This window comes from Kangiella profundi, from assembly GCF_002838765.1.
Classification (GTDB): domain Bacteria; phylum Pseudomonadota; class Gammaproteobacteria; order Enterobacterales; family Kangiellaceae; genus Kangiella; species Kangiella profundi.
The window spans coordinates 1,805,684-1,825,507 of record NZ_CP025120.1 but is presented as its reverse complement, the minus strand read 5'-3'; the positions used below and the strand labels follow the sequence as shown (position 1 = coordinate 1,825,507).

General features: G+C 43.9%; 16 protein-coding genes and 1 tRNA gene. 11 read left to right on the top strand and 6 right to left on the bottom strand.

The genetic code is table 11. The features are described from left to right. Positions 1-18: 18 nt before the first annotated feature. The 4 genes from guaA (at position 19) to CW740_RS08515 (ending at position 5,651) form a co-directional block, all read left to right on the top strand. A complete protein-coding gene (gene guaA, locus CW740_RS08530; protein WP_106647108.1) occupies positions 19-1,596 on the top strand; it encodes a glutamine-hydrolyzing GMP synthase in 1,578 nt (525 codons plus the stop codon). A 252-nt stretch (positions 1,597-1,848) separates the two neighbouring features. Further along, positions 1,849-2,328, top strand: coding sequence for a tRNA adenosine(34) deaminase TadA (gene tadA, locus CW740_RS08525; protein ID WP_106647107.1), 480 nt, complete (start codon positions 1,849-1,851; stop codon positions 2,326-2,328). Positions 2,329-2,572: 244 nt separating this feature from the next. After that, complete coding sequence (locus CW740_RS08520; RefSeq protein ID WP_227523825.1) at positions 2,573-5,143, top strand: bifunctional aspartate kinase/diaminopimelate decarboxylase; 2,571 nt, start codon at positions 2,573-2,575, stop codon at positions 5,141-5,143. Positions 5,144-5,225: 82 nt separating this feature from the next. Continuing rightward, positions 5,226-5,651: a hypothetical protein gene (locus tag CW740_RS08515; protein WP_106647106.1), complete on the top strand. Its 426-nt coding sequence runs from the start codon at positions 5,226-5,228 to the stop codon at positions 5,649-5,651. Positions 5,652-5,719: 68 nt separating this feature from the next. Here CW740_RS08515 and CW740_RS08510 read toward each other — a convergent pair whose 3' ends face one another. The 5 genes from CW740_RS08510 to CW740_RS08490 form a co-directional block, all read right to left on the bottom strand. Beyond that, positions 5,720-6,064 (bottom strand): hypothetical protein, encoded by a 345-nt coding sequence (locus tag CW740_RS08510; RefSeq protein ID WP_106647105.1) that lies wholly within the window; start codon positions 6,062-6,064, stop codon positions 5,720-5,722. Continuing rightward, the gene (locus tag CW740_RS08505) at positions 6,061-8,832 is read right to left on the bottom strand and encodes a valine--tRNA ligase (protein ID WP_106647104.1); all 2,772 of its coding nucleotides are present in this window, start codon (positions 8,830-8,832) and stop codon (positions 6,061-6,063) included. The genes CW740_RS08510 and CW740_RS08505 overlap by 4 nt, the downstream gene beginning before the upstream one ends. A gap of 128 nt (positions 8,833-8,960) precedes the next feature. Further along, positions 8,961-9,500, bottom strand: coding sequence for a class I SAM-dependent methyltransferase (locus CW740_RS08500; RefSeq protein ID WP_106647103.1), 540 nt, complete (start codon positions 9,498-9,500; stop codon positions 8,961-8,963). 68 nt (positions 9,501-9,568) lie between these two features. Next, positions 9,569-9,997 (bottom strand): DNA polymerase III subunit chi, encoded by a 429-nt coding sequence (locus CW740_RS08495; RefSeq protein WP_106647102.1) that lies wholly within the window; start codon positions 9,995-9,997, stop codon positions 9,569-9,571. A 2-nt stretch (positions 9,998-9,999) separates the two neighbouring features. Continuing rightward, a complete protein-coding gene (locus CW740_RS08490) occupies positions 10,000-11,490 on the bottom strand; it encodes a leucyl aminopeptidase (RefSeq protein ID WP_106647101.1) in 1,491 nt (496 codons plus the stop codon). A 137-nt stretch (positions 11,491-11,627) separates the two neighbouring features. Between CW740_RS08490 and lptF the strand changes: the two genes are divergently transcribed. The 3 genes from lptF to CW740_RS08475 all read left to right on the top strand — a co-directional run bounded on the left by lptF (position 11,628) and on the right by CW740_RS08475 (position 14,624). Next, positions 11,628-12,743 (top strand): LPS export ABC transporter permease LptF, encoded by a 1,116-nt coding sequence (gene lptF / locus CW740_RS08485; protein ID WP_106647100.1) that lies wholly within the window; start codon positions 11,628-11,630, stop codon positions 12,741-12,743. Next, a complete protein-coding gene (gene lptG, locus CW740_RS08480) occupies positions 12,740-13,804 on the top strand; it encodes an LPS export ABC transporter permease LptG (protein ID WP_106647099.1) in 1,065 nt (354 codons plus the stop codon). Before lptF ends, lptG begins: the two co-directional genes overlap by 4 nt. Positions 13,805-13,961: 157 nt before the next feature. Next, positions 13,962-14,624: a class I SAM-dependent methyltransferase gene (locus CW740_RS08475; RefSeq protein ID WP_106647098.1), complete on the top strand. Its 663-nt coding sequence runs from the start codon at positions 13,962-13,964 to the stop codon at positions 14,622-14,624. Here CW740_RS08475 and CW740_RS08470 read toward each other — a convergent pair. Next, entirely contained in the window at positions 14,621-15,097 is a 477-nt protein-coding gene (locus tag CW740_RS08470; RefSeq protein ID WP_227523824.1) for an RDD family protein, read from the bottom strand. The genes CW740_RS08475 and CW740_RS08470 overlap by 4 nt on opposite strands. A gap of 168 nt (positions 15,098-15,265) precedes the next feature. Between CW740_RS08470 and CW740_RS08465 the strand changes: the two genes are divergently transcribed. From CW740_RS08465 to CW740_RS08450, 4 genes are all read left to right on the top strand, one after another. Next, positions 15,266-17,056 carry a DUF885 domain-containing protein gene (locus tag CW740_RS08465; RefSeq protein ID WP_106647096.1) on the top strand — a complete coding sequence of 597 codons (1,791 nt, stop codon included), beginning with the start codon at positions 15,266-15,268 and terminating at the stop codon, positions 17,054-17,056. A gap of 226 nt (positions 17,057-17,282) precedes the next feature. Next, positions 17,283-17,369 (top strand) — tRNA-Leu (locus CW740_RS08460). 490 nt (positions 17,370-17,859) lie between these two features. After that, positions 17,860-18,675 (top strand): lipase family protein, encoded by an 816-nt coding sequence (locus CW740_RS08455; RefSeq protein WP_227523908.1) that lies wholly within the window; start codon positions 17,860-17,862, stop codon positions 18,673-18,675. 10 nt (positions 18,676-18,685) lie between these two features. Then, on the top strand, positions 18,686-19,813 hold the full coding sequence (locus CW740_RS08450; RefSeq protein WP_106647094.1) for a DUF4785 domain-containing protein: 1,128 nt from the start codon (positions 18,686-18,688) through the stop codon (positions 19,811-19,813). Positions 19,814-19,824 lie beyond the last annotated feature (11 nt).

Genomic DNA, 19,824 nt, shown 5'->3' with positions numbered 1-19,824 from the left:
TGATAAAAGGTAATAGCAATGCAAGCAAACATTCATGAACATCGAATTCTGATACTGGATTTTGGTTCACAATACACTCAGTTGATTGCTCGTCGTGTACGCGAAATTGGCGTTTATTGTGAGTTGGTGCCATTCGATGTCGAAGAGGAATTCATTCGTGAGTTTAATCCAAAGGGTATTATTTTGTCCGGTGGGCCGGAATCGGTAACTGGCGAAAATACGCCACGGGCACCGCAGCTTGTGTTCGAGTTAGGAATTCCAGTATTGGGTATTTGCTATGGCATGCAGACCATGGCCCATCAATTCGGTGGCCGTGTTGGCGGTTCTGAAAAGCGTGAGTTTGGTTATGCAGAAGTTTTCACCAAGTCGCACAGTGCACTGTTCGAAGGCATTGAAGACCGCTTCAACACTGAGGGTCATCCGGTTCTAGATGTGTGGATGAGTCATGGCGACAAAGTACTATCGGTTCCAGAAGACTTTGTGGTTATCGCTTCCAGTGATAACGCGCCGATTGCAGCAATTGCTCATAAAGAAAAGCCTCTATACGGTATTCAATTTCACGCAGAAGTAACGCACACTAAGCAAGGTGGTCGAATTCTTGAGCGCTTTGTTGATGAAATCTGTGGTTGCGAAAAATTATGGACTGCCGAAAACATCATTGATGATGCAATTGAGCAGATTAAGCAACAGGTCGGTGATGATGAAGTAGTACTTGGCCTTTCAGGTGGTGTTGACTCATCAGTAACCGCAATGTTGTTACACCGCGCAATTGGCAAGCAGCTGACCTGCGTATTCGTTGACAATGGTCTGTTACGCTTGAATGAAGCTGACCAGGTGATGGCCATGTTTGGTGATAACTTTGGTCTAAACATCATTCGTATCGACGCAGAGGATCGATTCCTTTCTGAGTTGAAAGGAATTGATGAGCCAGAAGCTAAGCGTAAAATTATCGGTAAAGTATTCGTCGATATTTTTGACGAAGAATCGAAAAAGTTAGTCAATGCAAAATGGTTAGCTCAAGGTACCATTTATCCAGACGTCATTGAGTCTGCTGGTGCCAAAACGGGCAAAGCTCATGTGATTAAATCACACCATAATGTTGGTGGCTTGCCTGAAAAAATGGACCTGAAATTAGTAGAACCGCTACGTGAACTATTCAAAGATGAAGTTCGTAAAATCGGTTTAGAGCTTGGCCTTCCATACGACATGCTGTTCCGTCATCCTTTCCCAGGTCCGGGTTTAGGTGTTCGCATTTTAGGTGAAGTTAAGAAAGAGTATGCCGATCTACTTCGTCGCGCTGATGCCATCTTTATCGAAGAGTTGTATAAGCATGACCTATACGATAAAACCAGTCAGGCATTTACCGTATTCTTACCCGTTCGTTCCGTAGGTGTCATGGGCGATGGCCGTAAATATGATTACGTGGTGGCGCTACGAGCGGTAGAAACTATCGACTTTATGACAGCCCGTTGGGCACACTTGCCGTACGAATTTCTGGAACATGTGTCAGGTCGTATTATTAATGAAGTAGATGGGATTTCAAGGGTTACTTATGATATTTCAAGTAAGCCCCCAGCCACTATTGAATGGGAATAAATTTATCTTTTTGCTGATATGCTTTGTTAAAAAAGTGCTCGCTCGGTTATTTACTTGTTGTAAACTCCCGTCGCTGTGCGCTTTTTTGCCTCGCCTAACAGCAAAAATCTTAAATTTATGTTTAGCGGAATAAATAAGCCTCCTCCTTCTTGCAAATTTGAAAACAAGTAATTGTATGACTCTATAGGATGGGTTAGCTTGTAAAGCGTAACCCATCACTGTTAACGCCGCATGACTTCATAATCACTATCTATGACTGACTTTACCGATTTTGACCAACAATGTATGCATAGAGCTTTTGAATTGGCAGCTATAGCCGAGGAGAAGGGCGAAGTTCCTGTGGGTGCGGTATTGGCTAAAGACGGAGAGGTTATTGCTGAAGGCTTTAATCAACCCATATTAAGCCATGACCCAACGGCACATGCTGAGGTGGTTGCGTTACGGGCTGCTGGGGAGAAGATTGAGAATTATCGGCTGGTTAATACAACCCTATATGTAACATTAGAGCCGTGTGCTATGTGCGCTATGGCGATGGTCCATGCGCGTGTATCAAGGGTGGTATTTGCTACTTCGGATCCAAGAACAGGAGCGGCAGGCTCAGTTCTGAATATATTGCAAAATCCAAGTTTCAATCATCAGTGTGTTACTGAATCTGGCTTAATGCAGGAACAGTGTAGCGAACAGCTTAAAAGTTTCTTTCGCAATAAAAGAAATAGCTCGGACAAAAAATAACCATTTATTATTTGACTTTATTGTGAAATAACTTATATTCCGCAGTTATGAATATGACTATGACTTTCAAGAAACACAGCAAGAAGGCACTTAAAAAACGTGTCTCGATAGGTTGTGGGTGAAAGAATAGTTAAGAATTGATCAGTATTTCAAACCCGCACAGGACAACCTCTGCGGGTTTTTTTATGGCCTGAATATAAATTAAAGTAAACATTCGTGTTCTTTTGAAAGACGAAGGGAGAAAATGATGACAACAAATAATACTGCCTGGCATGTGATAAAGTTTGGCGGAACTAGCGTTTCAACGCGAAGTAACTGGGATACTATTGCTAAAATCGTCAAACGAAAACGTGCGAAGGGCTTCAATGTATTTGTTGTTCATTCAGCGGTCAGTACGGTCTCTAATCGCCTTGAGCAACTGATTCAGCTTGCTATCGCAGGCGAGCATGAGGTTGCTTTTAAGGAGCTGGTAGAGCTTCATCAACAACTGATAGAGCAGTTAGAGGTCAGTCAGAGTTTGTTAGATGACGAGTATCGTTATCTGAAGCGCCTTCTTGATGGCATCAATTTGCTGGGCGAAGTCAGTGACCGAATCCGCGCATTGATAATGGCGCAGGGAGAGTTATGGGCCACTAAAATTGGTGCGCAGTATTTATCCAGTCAGTTAGAAGATAAACTCCTCTGGGTCGATGCCAGAGAATATTTGTCTGCAAATCGCCAAAGTCAGAATGACTATCTGGCTGCCGGTTGTGACTGTGATCTGGATGAAAGCTTGTTACAGCATATTGGTAACAATCCCGTCATTATTACTCAAGGTTTTATTGCCAGTAATCAGGAAGGAGATACCGTATTACTAGGGCGTGGTGGTTCAGACACGTCTGCCGCATATTTCGCGGCAAAGACTGGTGCAGACCGGCTCGAAATTTGGACAGATGTTCCGGGTATTTTCACCGCCAATCCAAACCAGGTACAAAATGCCCGCCTGCTAAACCATCTTAATTATGATGAAGCTCAGGAAATGGCATCGGCTGGGGCAAAAGTACTTCATCCTCGCGCCATACGTCCAGCCCAATTATCTAACATCCCAATTTATATCCGTTCGACAATAGACTCTGAACTGGCCGGTACACAAATTCATCACTTCGATAATCGTTGGGGTATGGTTAAAGCGATTACTGCTAAGAATGGTATCACTTTAATATCTATGGAAAGTCAGGGAATGTGGCAACAAGCAGGTTTCTTGGCAGATATGTTCGCTGTTTTCAAAAAGCACCAAGTTTCCGTCGACCTGGTCTCAACATCTGAAACCAATGTTACAGTGAGTCTAGACAGTCTGACTCAGGTAGTCAGCGAACGCAGGCTTAAAAATCTGGTGGATGAGTTGTCGACCATTTGCCGAGTCAATGTCATGAAAAACTGTTCGGCCGTTTCTATTGTGGGTCAAAATGTGCGTGCCATTTTGCACAAGATTGCGCCAGCATTTTCTATTTTTGAAACCTATAAAGTGTATTTATTATCGCAGGCTGCTTCTGACCTGAATCTTACTTTTGTGATTGATGATGAGCACTGCGATAAAGTGATAGCTGCTCTTCATGAATTGTTGATTAGCAACAACCCTAACAGTGAAATTTTAGGACCAACTGCGAAAGAGCTTAAGAAGCCTCTAGAAAGAGAAGTCCTTAGTGAAAAGTGGTGGCAGAAACGCCGAGCTGATATTGAGCTTTGTCTTGAGAGTCGTGAAAACGCCTATATTTATAACCTGTCGGCAGTTAAAGATAACATCAGTGCATTAAAGTCGATAAGTGCTGTTGACCAGATATTTTTTGCCGTAAAAGCTAACAACCACCCACAAGTATTAACCACAGCTTTTCAGCAAGGAATTGGATTTGAAACTGTTTCTATTTATGAAGTAGAAACAGTTTTAGAAATGTTTCCCGACATCAGTAAAGAGCGAATCTTTTTTACACCAAATTTTGCCAGTCGAATTGAGTATGAAAAGGCTTTGGACTATGGGGTCATGCTTTCGCTTGATAGCAGTTACCCTCTTAAAAAATGGTCGGAAACTTTTGCTAACAAAAGTATATTCTTACGAGTTGACCCCAATATCGGTAAAGGTCATCACGAGAATGTACGAACTGCTGGTGCTACTTCTAAATTCGGAATTCCTATTCAGGAAATTGAGCAATTACTACCCATCATTAAAGAGAATAATATTAAGGTCGTGGGACTGCACGCGCATGCAGGAAGTGGAATTTTAACTAATGAACATTGGGCAGAACATGCAAAATTACTGGCTGAAGTGGCGAGTCAATTTTCTGAAGTTAAATTCCTAAACCTTGGTGGCGGATTCGGTATTAAGGAGCGAGCTCAGCAAACTGAACTTACCATGGAGCAAATAAACCAAAGCTTGCAGGCGGTAAAAGCTCAGTATCCACAGTATCAACTTTGGATTGAACCGGGCCGCTACATAGTCGCTAATACTGGTGTTCTGGTAGCTAAGGCCACTCAGGTTAAGCAAAAGCAGAATTACTACTATGTAGGAATCAACACAGGCATGAATTCGTTGATGCGTCCTGCTTTGTATGGTTCCTATCATCCGATTGTTAATTTTTCGCGGCTTTCTGAAACCAAGAAGCATCTGGCAACTGTGGTCGGGCCTATCTGTGAGAGTACTGACAAACTTGGAATCGAAATACCGTTTCCTGATACTTTCGAGGGCGATTTGATTCTTATTGAAAATGCAGGAGCTTACGGTCATGTAATGTCTACTCATTACAACATGAGAGCTCCAGCCGAGGAGGTTTGTATACCTTAAGGTAGGAGCTTGAAGTAACTCACTTTAAATTATTCGACTGAGGAGTATGATAAGTATATGTCATGAGAATAAGGAGGTGCATATGGCTCATTCTAAAGTAGGTATTTGGCTTGATCATAGAGAAGCAGCTTTAGTCGAAATAAGTGACAAAGGAATCAGTACGCGATTTATTCAATCTGGTGTCGAAGAGCATATTGATGAAAAGCGTGGCTCCCGATCAAAGACCCCATATGGTCCTCAAGGCGTCTTTGCAGAGGACAAGGCTGATCGTAGAAGCCAAAACCTGTTAAATCAGTATTACTCAGAAGTGGCTTCGGGGGTTAATAATGCTGAAAGACTTTATATATTTGGGCCTGCTGAAGCCAAGCAGGAATTTGCAAAGTATCTTGACCAGCACCAGAACCATAAGCCTGAAAAGGTCGAAGTAGAAAGTGCCGATAAAATGACGGAAACTCAGATTATCGAAACAGTCAAAAAACACTTTCGCTATAAACCGGATTTATTCTGATGCGAATGCAAGGCCACAACAAAAAAGGCGCTGATAATCAGTGCCTTTTTATTTTAGAAACTTCACTTCTAATGAATAAAGTATTCCATCTCAACAGCTGAATCGTTTTCCAGCCCGGTCCACATTAAGCAGTAGGTCTGATCAATTGGAGCTGTAAATGTTTTAGTAATTGCTTTTGTTTCATGCTCTTCTACCGGGTAAGTCACTTCACTTTCCTGATGGTAGTGAAAGTTAAACATAATCGGCTTATTACTTTTGATACTATAAGTCAGCTTTTGCCCCTCTTTTAATTCAGGACAAGCCTCACCAATTTGACCTTTAGAAAACTTAAAATAGCCATAGTGTTTCTGGGATTCATTGGCAACTGCCGTCAACCCTATAAAAAAGCCCATAATAATAATTAATAACTTCATAGTGCCTCCAGTTGCTTAATTTGCTCAGCGACTTTACCCAACGTTGACTCAACTTCTTCAAGCTTTTCCTTTTCTTTATTGACGACCGCTTCAGGAGCTTTATCAGTAAAGTTCTTGTTAGACAGTTTGCCGCTGATACGCTGTTGCTCTTTCTCAAGCTTTTCCTTTTCTTTGATTAAACGAGCCATCTCCTGTTCTACGTCTATAAGACCAGCCATTGGAATCAGGATTTCCATTTTTCCAGCTAAAGCAGTTGCAGACATTGGAGCTTCCTGACCTGCTTCCAGCCACTCAATAGATTCCAGTTTAGCCAGTTTGCTCAAGAAGGTGCGGTAGCTGTCGAGACGAGTCTTGTCTTGCTCGGAGCCATTGCGGAACAATACGTTAAGTGGCTTGCCTGGTGCGATATTCATTTCGCCACGAATGTTACGAACTCCAACAATAATAGTTTTTAACCATTCGATATCCTGCTCAGCCTGATCATCAATCAGTTCAACCTTAGAAATCGGGAAGGGTTGTAGCATGATGCTTGCATGCTTTTTTGTATTGATCCCGGTTAATGGTGCAACACGTTGCCAGATTTCTTCGGTGATAAACGGCATGAACGGATGCAGCAAACGCATTAGACTTTCGAGTACAGATACTAACGTATGACGAGTGCCACGCTTTTCAGCTTCACTATACTCGTCGCCATACAATATAGGTTTAGATAGCTCAAGGTACCAGTCACAGTAAGTATTCCAGGTGAACTCATAGAGTGCATTGGATGCTAAGTCAAAACGGTAATTGGCGACGGCTTTTTCGAACTCAGTAATGGTTTTCTGAAGTTCACTTTTGATCCAGCGGTCGGCAACACTCAATGTCATCTCGCCACCATTGATACCAGTATCCTGCTCTTCAGTGTTCATCAGCACGTAGCGCGCCGCATTCCAGATTTTATTACAGAAGTTGCGGTAACCTTCGACACGGTTCAGGTCAAAATTAATATCGCGGGAGGTTGAGGCCATTGCGCAGAAAGTAAAGCGCATAGCGTCAGTACCATAAGGTGCGATGCCTTCTGGGAATTCTTTACGAGTACGCTTGGAAATTTTTTCCGCATCTTTGGGGTTCATCATGCCGGTGGTACGCTTTTCCACCAGAGAATCTAAATCAATGCCGTCGATAATATCGATTGGATCCAGTACGTTACCTTTGGACTTCGACATTTTCTGGCCATGTTCATCGCGAATAAGGCCTGTGATGTAAATTTCCTTGAAAGGAACCTTGCCGGTGAACTTAAGCCCCATCATGATCATACGGGCAACCCAGAAGAAAATAATATCGAAACCAGTTACCAGTACACTGGTAGGCAGGAAGGTTTCTAACTCAGGCGTTTCTTCAGGCCAGCCAAGCGTTGCGAAGGGCCACAAGGCAGAGGAGAACCAGGTGTCCAGTACATCTTCATCCCGGCGCAGTTCAATATCGCCAAGATTATGCTTCTGGCGAACCTCTTCTTCACTGCGACCAACGTAGACATTACCATCATTGTCGTACCAGGCGGGGATTTGATGGCCCCACCAAAGCTGACGACTGATACACCAGTCCTGGATATTTTCCATCCAGTGATAGTAGGTGTTTGACCAGTTTTCGGGTACGAATTTAATATCACCATCTTTAACTGCTTTCAACGCTGGCTCTGCCAGTGGCGCGATTTTGACGTACCACTGATCAGTCAAATAAGGCTCAATGACGACGCCGCTACGATCGCCACGAGGAACTTTCAATTTATGCGGCTCAATTTTTTCCAACAGGCCTAACTGTTCAAAATCTTCAACGATCTTCTTACGGGCTTCGTAACGGTCTAAACCGCGGTAAGCCTCGGGTGCTTGATCGCTGATATGAGCTGTTGGAGTTAGGATGTTGATCATTTCAAGGTTGTGGCGCTGACCCATTTCATAATCGTTGAAGTCGTGAGCCGGAGTAATCTTCACGCAACCGGAACCAAAGTCTTTTTCCACATAATCATCGGCAATAATTGGAATTTCGCGATCAGTTAATGGCAGCTTGATGGTCTTACCAATCAGGTGCTGGTAACGCTCGTCATCAGGATGAACCGCTACCGCAGTATCGCCGAGCATGGTTTCTGGACGAGTAGTGGCGACCACTAAATGACCTGAACCATCAGCCAGAGGGTATTTAAGATGCCACAGATGACCATTTTCTTCGTGAGATTCAACTTCCAGATCAGATACGGCAGTTAACAGCTTGGGATCCCAGTTAACCAGGCGCTGACCACGGTAAATCAGACCTTCTTCGTAGAGGCGAACAAAAACTTCAAGCACTGCATCGGATAGATCATCATCCATGGTAAAGGCTTCGCGTGACCAGTCACAGGAGTCACCCAAACGACGCATTTGGCGGGTGATGGTTCCACCTGAGTGTTCTTTCCATTCCCAGACTTTATCAATAAAGGCATCACGGCCAAGGTCATGGCGGCTTTTACCTTCTTTATCCAGCAAACGTTCAACCACCATCTGAGTTGCAATACCGGCGTGATCAGAACCTGGTTGCCATAAGGTATTGTCACCTTTCATGCGGTGATAACGGGTGAGCGCGTCCATAATCGTGTGCTGGAAAGCGTGGCCCATGTGCAGACTGCCCGTGACATTGGGCGGAGGGATCATGATGCAGTAGCTATCATCACCGCCTTTTGGCGAGAAATAGTCATTATCTTCCCAGGTCTTGTACAAGTTTTGTTCTATCGATTTCGGGTCGTATGCTTTTTCCATGATTAGGTCTTAGCCAGTTGAACGTTATTCGTAGTGAAGCCCTGAATTATAGCGCCTATGGCTTAGATATCTAGGATTTGTTGAACTTTCATGCTGCTTTTGTGCTAACAAATCCTAGGCTTGAGAGGTTATTTTGCTGGTTTTGCGATATAGATGAACGAAGGAGGAATATTCAGTGCAATCCATTTGGATTTGGTTTCTGGAAAGTACTCCATGATCAGTCTACGATCCTTTGGTAAGTACTGGTATTGAACAAATAAACCATTCGGTGATAGAACCTGGTGAATTTGCTGTAATAGATCGCGTTTCATCTTTTCATCGAACAGGGCAATCGGCAAACAAGACAGTAAAAAATCAACACTACCAGGTTCAAAGTCGTTGGTAAGTTCTAATGCGGAGTGATTATTGATGCTGAAGCCTGGGTGCTTGATGCCCTCTAGTAGAGGCAGAAGCTGGTCGGAAAGCTCGTAAGCTGTCAATTTGGCATCATCATTCATAGTTGCAAGTAGATGGCGTGTGATCACACCATCTCCAGCGCCTAATTCAATTAAGGTTTTAGCTGTTGGTGGTATAGTTTTCGCTATCTTCTTAGCCAGAAAGCGTGAGCTTGGGGCAATGCTTCCTGTGCTCTTAAGGTTTTTAAGGGCGTATCGGGTAAACCCATTCATACAAAATGTCTCGTCTAAGCAATTAAAATTATTATAAGTTTTAGTTATATGTCTTGATATAAAAAAAGTTAATGTTTTTTATGTTGCAAAGGATAGCCGTGCCCTCGATAGAACTTATAGCGTTCACGAGCACTTTCTTTATGGTCTTCCTGATTTGGCACTATCTCATAGCATTTGAGAAAATAACTGAAAAAAGGTTGCACGTCACGCGAAAGATTGATCAGGCAGTCATGCTGCTCTTCAGGAGGTTGAGTAAAACCAATCTGCACAGGCGGGGCTTTTGCTGGACCTTCGCCAACCAGGTTATGAGGAATAAATTCGTTCAAATCTAATGCCCACAGGTACTCATCAACTGCATGAGCCTGTTCTTGATCATGTGCGTGTATATAGACTTTTCGCCCTTGTTTATAAAGGCTTTTTACACATTGGCCAATCAAGCGAAGATAAGCATCTTCGCCTGGCTGGCTTTCCAGAATGTGGAACTCGACCTGGGTCATAGTTACTTGATTCGGTTAAGAACAATTTGTGACAATAAAGGTACTGGTCTGCCTGTTGCACCCTTTTTGGCACCGCTGTTCCAAGCTGTGCCTGCGATATCAAGGTGAGCCCAACGGTACTTCTTGGTGAATTTAGCCAGGAAGCAAGCTGCAGTAATGGACCCTGCTGCACGACCACCGAGGTTAGTAAAGTCGGCTACATTACTCTTAAGCTGCTGATGATATTCTTCCCAGATTGGCAAGCGCCACACGCGATCATTGGTAATATCACTGGCAGATTCGATTTCATTAGCAAGACCGTTATGATTACTCATCATGCCTGATGCTTCGTGACCCAAGGCGATAATGATGGCGCCTGTTAAAGTGGCTATGTCGATAACGATATCCGGATCATAACGCTCGATATAGGTTAACGCGTCACACAACACCAAACGGCCTTCGGCATCAGTGTTCAAAATTTCGATTGTCTGGCCAGACAGAGATGTCACTACATCGCCCGGGCGAGTTGCGCGACCACTTGGCATATTTTCAGCTGCGGCAACCACACCAACCACATTGACTGGAAGGTTCATTTCGGCAATAGACTGCATCACACCGAATACAGATGCCGCACCACCCATATCAAATTTCATTTCATCCATCGATGCAGATGGCTTAATTGAAATGCCGCCGGTATCGAAAGTAATGCCTTTACCAACGAATACCACTGGCTTTTCATCTTTGCCGCCAGCCATGTATTCCATGCAGATTAACTTGCCCGGTTCATCGGAGCCCTGAGAAACGGAAACAAACGCGCCTGCGCCCATGTCGGCTAACTCTGACTCATCCAGAATGGTTGTCTTCATTGCGTCATAGTGCTTGGCTAACTCTTCAGCACGCTTGGCAAGATAGGTTGGATTACAGATATTGCCAGGCAGGTTTGCGAGATCTTTGGTTAATGATTGACCTTTACTGATTGCCTGGGCATGTAGAATGGCTTTTTCGCCTTCAGATAAATCCGCACGCGACTCAACGAATAAAGTCATTTTTTTCAGAGGACGTCGGGTTTCGGACTTTTTGCTCTTTAGCTCTTCGAACTGATAGAGGCTTTCATTGGCTGCTTCAACTGCGAAACGAACTTTCCAGTAGAGATCCTGTCCTTTAACATTAAGAAGAGGTAGGCAACTGATGGCATCAGTTGTGCCTGTTTCATGTAGAAACTTAATAATCTTGCTACAAAGTTTTTTGTACTGAGAGCCATCAAATTCGCGCTCTTTGCCACAGCCAACTAGCAATACACGCTCACAACTGGTATGCGGAACATTATGTAATAAAAGTGTTTGTCCAAATTTGCCTTCCATGTCGCCACGACGAACGATGGCACTAATATAGCCCTCGCTGATTTCGTCAATATGTTGAGCCTGAGCGGAAAGTTTACGTGACTCAAATACAGCAACAATCAGACAACCGGTTTTTTGTTTTTCCGGACTGCCACTTTTTACAAAGAATTCCATAGATCACCTGCAAATCGTTGATTTTGGTTTATAATGCGCCATAGTTTAACCGATATGAGAATTAATACCAGCACAGCAACTCGCTGTTTGACAGGGTATTAAAGCTTTGGCATAGCCAGTAAAACCAAGGAATTCCTTTGATTTTAAGTCGTTATTTAAATCGCGAAGTGTTAACCAGCACCACTGCAATTCTCGGGGTGCTCTTTGCTATTTTTATGAGTCAGCGCATTGTTAAATATCTGGCGCAGGCGGCGGCTGGAGATATTTCCGGGACTATGGTCTGGCAAATGGTTGGTTTATATAGCCCAGTTCTCATTGGATTCTTGCTTCCGCTGGCTTTCTTTCTAGGCTGTCTCTTAGCTTTTAGTCGTCTGTATGTTGATAGCGAGATGGCGGTATTGCGCTCAGTTGGTGTCAGTGAACGGTTCCTGATCAAAATGTTGATGCCTGCGGCATTGATTATTGCCTTAGTGGGCGGAGCCGTAACTTTATGGTTATCACCACAGGCCAATGAGTTGACCTATCAAATTCGAGATGAGCATGCCAGCAAGCTTGAACTTAGTATGCTGACTCCTGGCCACTTCCAGATGTTCCAGGAAGGCGAGGGCGTTGTCTATGCTGATTCCTCCGAACGTCCCACTCAGTTAGGTAACTTTTTCCTTGCGGAAATGCCTAGTGAGACCAATCCTAATACTCGCATTATCACAGCTGAGAGTGCTGAACGTTTTTATGACGAATCAATTGATAAGAACTTTTTGCAACTGAATGATGGCCATGTTTACGAGCTGGATGAAAATCAGCAGATTAGTAAGATCACACGCTTCGAGAGCTACTTTGCGCGACTTGATGCAGAGCGCAGCATCGTATCTCGTCGTAAAATTAGTGCCACATCAACTCCTGAACTTTGGAATACCGCAGATGGTGCCAGTTGGGCTGAGCTGCATTGGCGTCTGGCCGTTCCGATTTCGGTTCCATTATTTATGTTCTTGGCTATCCCGTTGAGTCGAGTGCGTCCCCGTGAAGGTAAGTTCGCTAAAATGCTGCCTGCGCTGATGGTTTATATTGGTTATATCGTTCTTATCGTTGTTTTCAGGCGTGCCCTGGAATCCGAGCAGATTCCTGGCTGGATAGGCTTCATACCGATTTATCTGGTGATGTCACTGTTAGTCGCTAGGCTTCTTTATTTGCATGGTCGAGCCAACACGGTAAAAAACAAAAAGCAGGCTACCGATAATGAGGAGGCTGGCTCATGAATATCCTTCGCTTCTATATTGGTAAAACCATCCTCGCTACTTCCATCATGACCTTGATTGTGTTGGCAGTCATTCGAGTACTGTTTACTTTAATAGATGAAAGCGGTGATTTTGGAAAAGGTAGCTATCAGTTTGTGGATGGCCTGTCTTATTCGCTGTTGCTTGCTCCTCAATACATCTACGAATTTTTCCCCATGGCAATCCTTATTGGATCGATTGCTGGCCTCGGTTTATTGGCTTCACGCAGTGAACTTACCGTTATGAGAGCTGCGGGCAAGACAACTATGCAGATTGTCGGCTCTGCATTGAGCTATGGTCTGATTTTAATCGCTTTTGCTATTTTCCTCGGTGAGTATGTGTCACCCAAAACCACCAGAATGGCTGAGGATATTCGTAACCGTGCAATCTTGGGCGACCAGCTGGTTAAGGGGGAGCAGGGTGTCTGGGTTAAAGATGGTGGCAAGATGGTGCATGTTAAGGACGTGATTGGTAACGAGCGTATGGAAGGTGTCTCAATCTACCAATTTGACCAAAGCCAAACCCTGGAGTCAGTTATTCATGCCTCTAGTGCCTTGCTGGATAATAACGTCTGGCAGCTTAAAAACGGTTATAAATCGATTATTACTCAGGATGGAATTGAGCGACAGCGCTTTGACGCTCTGGAGTGGCAAACCAATATCGAAATGGAGAATCTATCAGTACTGAGTGATGATCCTGAAACTCTGGATATCGTCAGTCTCTACAATTATCGACAGTATCTGGCTAATAATGGACTGGAAACCCAAAGTTATGATCTAGCATTCTGGCGCAAACTTATTCAGCCTATCAGTACCGCGATAATGATTATTCTGGCTGCTTCTTTTGTTTTTGGTCCTATGCGCAGTGTATCCATGGGGGCCAGAGTGTTGGTAGGTGTTCTAACTGGAATGGCTTATTTCTTTGCGGTACGGACTTTCGGGCCTGTCAGTCTGGTGTTTGGGATGCCTGCCATTTTTGGTGCCATTCTACCGCCAGCCATTTTTGCTGCTGGAGCATGGTATTTGTTGCGCAGAGCAGGCTAATCCTTCAAATTGATAAATTGAATAAACCACACTTTTTGTCGTTATTGTGCCTTTGATCGGTTAAAGTAAAGACTTTGGCACTGCCAGATCGGGTTAAGTTGTTAGCACAAGACTCCTTGTCGCAATGCTATGACGACTACCGAGACTCTCCTTTACTATGTCTTCCTTACGATTTCGTTACCAGACCATTGAATTTGGTGATACTGGTAATATGGATATCCATGTCCGCACACTGCGCGATAAGCAACAGTTTTCCGATACAAATCAAACAGCAGAGAATCTTGGTATCAGTTCTGCATCATGGCCGATTTTTGGAGTAGTCTGGGATTCGAGTCGAATTCTAGCCGATCTGATGCATGACTTTGATATAAAAGGTAAACGTATATTGGAAGTGGGCTGTGGTATAGGCTTGGCCAGCCTGGTGCTCAACAAGCGTCAAGCTGATATTACAGCAACCGACTATCATCCCGAAGTTGAAAAATTTCTTAACATCAATGCCTTATTAAATAATGACCAGGTGATTCCATTTGTTCGAACTGGTTGGGCTGATGATGATTGTGGTATCGGTGAGTTTGATCTCATCATTGGCAGCGATCTCTTGTATGAGTCGGAGCATGTTGAACTATTATCTGACTTTATTGATCAACATGCCAAACCGCAGTGTGAGGTGATTTTAATTGATCCGGGTCGTGGTCATCATGCCAAGTTCAGCCGAAAGATGATTGGACTCGGCTACGAGCATGCTCAAACTGCTGCAATTCCCAATGAAGCCATGGCTAAAGGCTATAAAGGACAAGTATTACGCTACGAAAGGACTTAATCGTCTTTTTGGTCGGGCAGAGCAACCACTCGTGTACCGCTTATCATGTCGTGCCAGCCCAGCTTCTTACTGTTGAACAGGCTGAATAACATACCTATGCCCAAAACGGCTGTTATGTCTCTAACCAAAGCCTGTCCCAAAGTTACAGGCTTACCGTTATTTTGTACCAGCATCAATTTCCATGAGCTCATACCGACGGTTTGACCGAAGCGGACGTGAGAGCCAACAAAGTAAAACAGTATTAGTAACGTGGGTAGAATCGAGTAAATTTTATAAGTAAGCGTGTCCTGCCAGCCGGTGTCCACTTGCATGTCTTCAACACCTAATAACCATCGAATCAATGGAAAAGTGAAGAGTCCCCACAAAAACCAGATGGCAATGCAGATTAGTGCATCGTAAAGCCATGCACCTAGCTTTTTAGCCAGTGGTGCAGGGGTGGTGACCAGTGGTTTAGGGGAAGTCGGTTTGGACATTGGCATTTATGTACTGGTGTTAAAGTGGCGCTAGTCTACCAAAAGCGCCACCATGACTCCATATGAAACATTCGGTAACAGCATATCAGCTGTTCAATTCCGTCTTAGCTTTATCAAGTTGTTAAATCTTGCTATAAAAGGCTCACGAACATTTCTTTGGTGATAATAATGAACTTTATCAAGACACTCTTTATTTCAAGCGTAATTTCCAGCGGCTTATTGATTGGTAGCCTGTCAGCTCAGGCCGGTGAAGATTACACCCAATGGCTACATGAGTTTTTTGACAAGGTTGAAGAGTACAACCTTAAACAGAACCCTATGTGGGCTGCCAGTCGTGGTGATGAATCAGCTAAAGGCAAGTTGCGCGATGTTAGTCCAGAGGCTTATCAGGCCCGCAAAGCAGAATTACAGAAGCTTATTAAGGAGCTGAAGTCGATCCAGAGAGAGGATCTTTCAGCGGAAGATCAGATTAGCTATGACATGATGAAGTCGCAGTTGGAACAGCAAGTAGCGGAGATCGATTTCAAGACCTATGAAATGCCACTTAACTCAGAGTGGGGTTTTCATGTTGAAGCGGCCGGTTTGGCGCAACGAGTCAGTTTCCGGACTGTAGAGGATTACGAAAATTACCTCACCTTGTTAACGCAAATTCCAGGATTCTTCCAGCAGAATATTAGTAATATGAAATCGGGCATGGCACGCGGATTCAGTGTACCGAAAGCTGTTCTAGAAGGTTATAGCGATGGTATCAAGGCCTATATCAAAGATAATGCCAGCGAAACTGCCTGGTTTGCGCCCTTTAATAATTTCCCAAAGCACTTTACTGAAGAGCAAAAAAATGACCTGGTGAAACGAGCTAAAACTATCATCGGCCAGGTAGTTATTCCAGAGTATCAGAACTACCTCAGGTTCTTTGAAGAGGAATACTATCCAAACTCCAAGGAAACCATTGCTGCTTATGACTTCCCGGACGGTAAGGCTTATTACCAGAATCAACTAAAGCTCTACACAACACTGGATATGTCGCCAGATGAGATTCATGAAATCGGCCTGTCTGAAGTTAAACGTATTCGTGCAGAAATGGAGCAGGTCATCAAAGACAGTGGCTTTGAGGGTAGTTTTGCCGAGTTTCTAGAGTTCCTGCGTACTGACCCTCAGTTTTACGCCAAAACACCTGAAGAGCTGATAAAAGAAGCATCCTATATTGCGAAGCGAATGGACCATAAGCTACCGCAATTCTTCGGAAAGCTGCCGCGCCAGCCCTATGGAGTTGTACCTGTACCAGAAGCAATTGCGCCAAAATACACTACTGGTCGATACTCAGGAGCGCCTTTGGACAGCACACGAGCAGGTGAATATTGGGTAAACACTTACGCACTGGATAAGCGCCCGCTTTACAATCTGGAAGCGCTCACTTTGCATGAAGCTGTGCCCGGCCATCACCTGCAAACAGCGTTAGCCAAAGAGTTAGAGCACTTACCTAACTTCCGCCAAAATACCTACATTTCAGCTTTCGGTGAAGGGTGGGGGCTATATAGTGAAAAGTTGGGCTTGGAAGCCGGTTTTTATCAGGATCCTTACAGCAACTTTGGCCGACTAACTTATGAAATGTGGCGAGCAATCCGCCTGGTTGTCGATACCGGTATGCATACCAAAGGGTGGACTCGTGAGCAGGCTATAAAAATGATGGAAGAGAATACAGCGCTTTCTACTCATAATGTGCGAACTGAAATTGATCGCTACATCAGCTGGCCGGCACAAGCCCTGTCATACAAACTCGGAGAGTTAAAAATACTTGAGTTAAGAGCAAAAGCCGAGAAAGAATTGGGACCAGATTTTGATATCCGTAAATTCCATGATGCAATATTAGCCAATGGTTCAATTCCACTAAGCGTACTCGAAGACCAGATTGAGCAGTTTATTAGTCAGGAAAAACAAAGGCTAGCAGACGAAAGCTAGTCTAAGCTATCCACTAAAAATGGCTCTGTAAACTCTTGCAAAAGCAGGTTATTGGTTTATAATGCGCCTCACTTTTGGGGCGTAGCGCCTCATAAAAAGTTTAAAGCCAGAGTGGTATTGGTATGACGACTAACAGGATGCTAGGAGTGCCCTCGGTACACACGGGAGTAGCGCGAAGCGCTACAAAGTGATTTAGGTTAACTCCTAAACTACAATCAGGTTTAATGCCAGAGTGGTGAAATTGGTAGACACACGGGATTCAAAATCCCGCGCCCTTAAAAGCGTGCCGGTTCGAGTCCGGCCTCTGGTACCAAATCAAAGCCGTTGTTATTACAACGGCTTTTTTTTGTTCAAAATTTAGTGACATCAATCACAAAATCATCAAATTACCAAGTCATAACTGACTTGAGTTTATACCTTTTTTCATGCCTAGCTCTACTAATGACTGCTTTTCTGTTTTCCGGCGTTTGATTTTTGCTTTGTGGGTTTTAAAGGTATGTTTGAAATGTCTCATAAAGTATTTTTTTATCAATGAGTTATCTTGGTATTTTTGTATGATTTTAGCGTTTGTTAATTGGCTTTACCGTTTAAAACTAGTGTTTTTTACAATTAGAAAAACTGATGCTATAACCTTCTTGCCTTATAAAAACTAATCAAGGCGATGAAGGAATGCTTGCAGGGTGATATCAAAATAACAACTTGCAAGTGAAGCATCAGCTTATAAAACCTAGGGGGTAAAAATGCTGAAGAAATCTTTCCTAAACAAGTTGTTGTTGGGGGCCTCGTTAATTGGTGGTTCCTTAATGGCAGCCACTGCGAGCGCTAATGTTGGTGTTGCATTTGTACATGGCACAGGCCAGCAAAGCGACGCCTACAATGATTACTGGACCGGCTCAATGATTCAGTCAGTAATTAAAGGCCTACCAAACACAAGTAACTATACCGTAATCAACTGTGATTTTACTCAGTACATGTGGGATAGTCGCGCGTCAGGTTGCCTTGCAGGGCAGTTGACCAACTTCATTAATAATAAAGGTATCACCCAGATGACCCTGATTACCCACTCAAACGGAGGTAATGTGGTGCGCTGGATCCTGTCAAATCCAACCTGGGACAGTCGTTTCCCAAATATCATCAATAAAACCAAAGAAGTGATTGCGTTGGCACCTTCAAGTGGCGGTACGCCATTAGCTGAAGCCGTGTTAAGCGGTAATGTTTTTGAGCAATCTCTAGGCTGGTTACTGGGTTATCAAAATGATGCAGTACGTCAACAGCAGGAGTCATGGATGGCGAGTTATAACGCTAACTGGCTGTATGGAACTTCTGGGCGTCCTAGTTTGCCGAAACCTTTTGTTAACGTGGTTGGTACCGATGTAGAGTCAGCAATTTGGGACGGTGACAGTTACTGTGGCGGTTATTCGCAGAATGTTGGTCTTGAGTTTACTCAAAACTGGTTAGACAGTTGTTCTGACGGTTTCCTGAATTGTAGTTCGCAAAGTGCAGCGGGATCTGTGTGGTTCTATGATAAATGGTACACCAAAGGTGGTGAGCCGCTCAGTCACGCACAAAGCCGTCGCAACTGTTTCTACCTAGACTCATACCTTCGTAACCGTATTTAAGGAGCCCATCATGAAGAATATCGTATTAATTACTTCTACTACGCTGGCTCTAGTTTTGAGTACAGCGGTTAACGCTAAAAACACTGATACTTCCAGTTATAGTTTCGCAATTCAGACAGATAATAAATTTGTTACCAGTCAAAGCGAGTTTGTTCCTGCAACGCAAAGCAGAGAATACAGCCTTGATGTTAATGGCCAGTCATTGCAACGCGGTGTGTCGCTAACCACAACGGAACCGGGAGCTTTGGTTCGCATTTCTGCAGCCGATGGTCGCTCAGCCGTTGAGCCACAAATGATGAACATCAGCCAGCAAGGCGGCAAAAGTTTCGCCAAAGGTAGTGGATTCGACATGCTGGTTGATAGCAACTCCATGCAGGCGCAGGGCATTGGCTTCCAGCGTGGAACTACTGGTTTTAAGATTGCCGATGAGTTGGGTAAAGGTGAATTCACTCTACAAACCAACCAAAAGATCAATCCGAATGGAAAGTATCGTATTAACGTATTTGAAAAAAATAGTGATACGGCCTTGTACTTGAAATCCCAGCGTGCAGGTTACTTTAAAGGTGATACTTTAAGCGTTGACGCACACGTATTTGATCAGGGACAGGCGCAAACTATCCGTAATATTAAAGGACAGCTAGTGTCGCCAACTGGTCAAAGTTATCCGGTGATTTTCAAAAAATCAGGTGATGGTTATCAAGTCAAAATGCCGATGAAAATGGCTACTGATAATACGCCAGGAGCTTTATGGGAACTTCATACTGAAGTTAAAGCCCATGTAAACGGCAAACTGGTTCAGCGTAATGGTCGTGTACCATTCTCTTATGATGAAATGACTGCATCAATGGGCGGCAATGTTCAGATTGTCGGTGGCGATAAAAACTTGAAAGCCATGGTTCCTGTAAACGTCAGTCAGGACAGTCGCTTCGAAGTTCGTGGTGTTTTGTATGGCACAGATCAGGCTGGCAACATGAAACCAATCATGATGACGCACACAGCGCAAAACCTTGGTCGAGGCGCGGGTCAAATCATGATGGAGTTTGATGCAAAAATCTTAGCCGACAGCGGACTTAGTGCTCCGTATGAGCTTAGGAATGTTGAGCTTCGTGACCAAAGCCAGATGGCAATCCTAAAATAATAACGTATTTT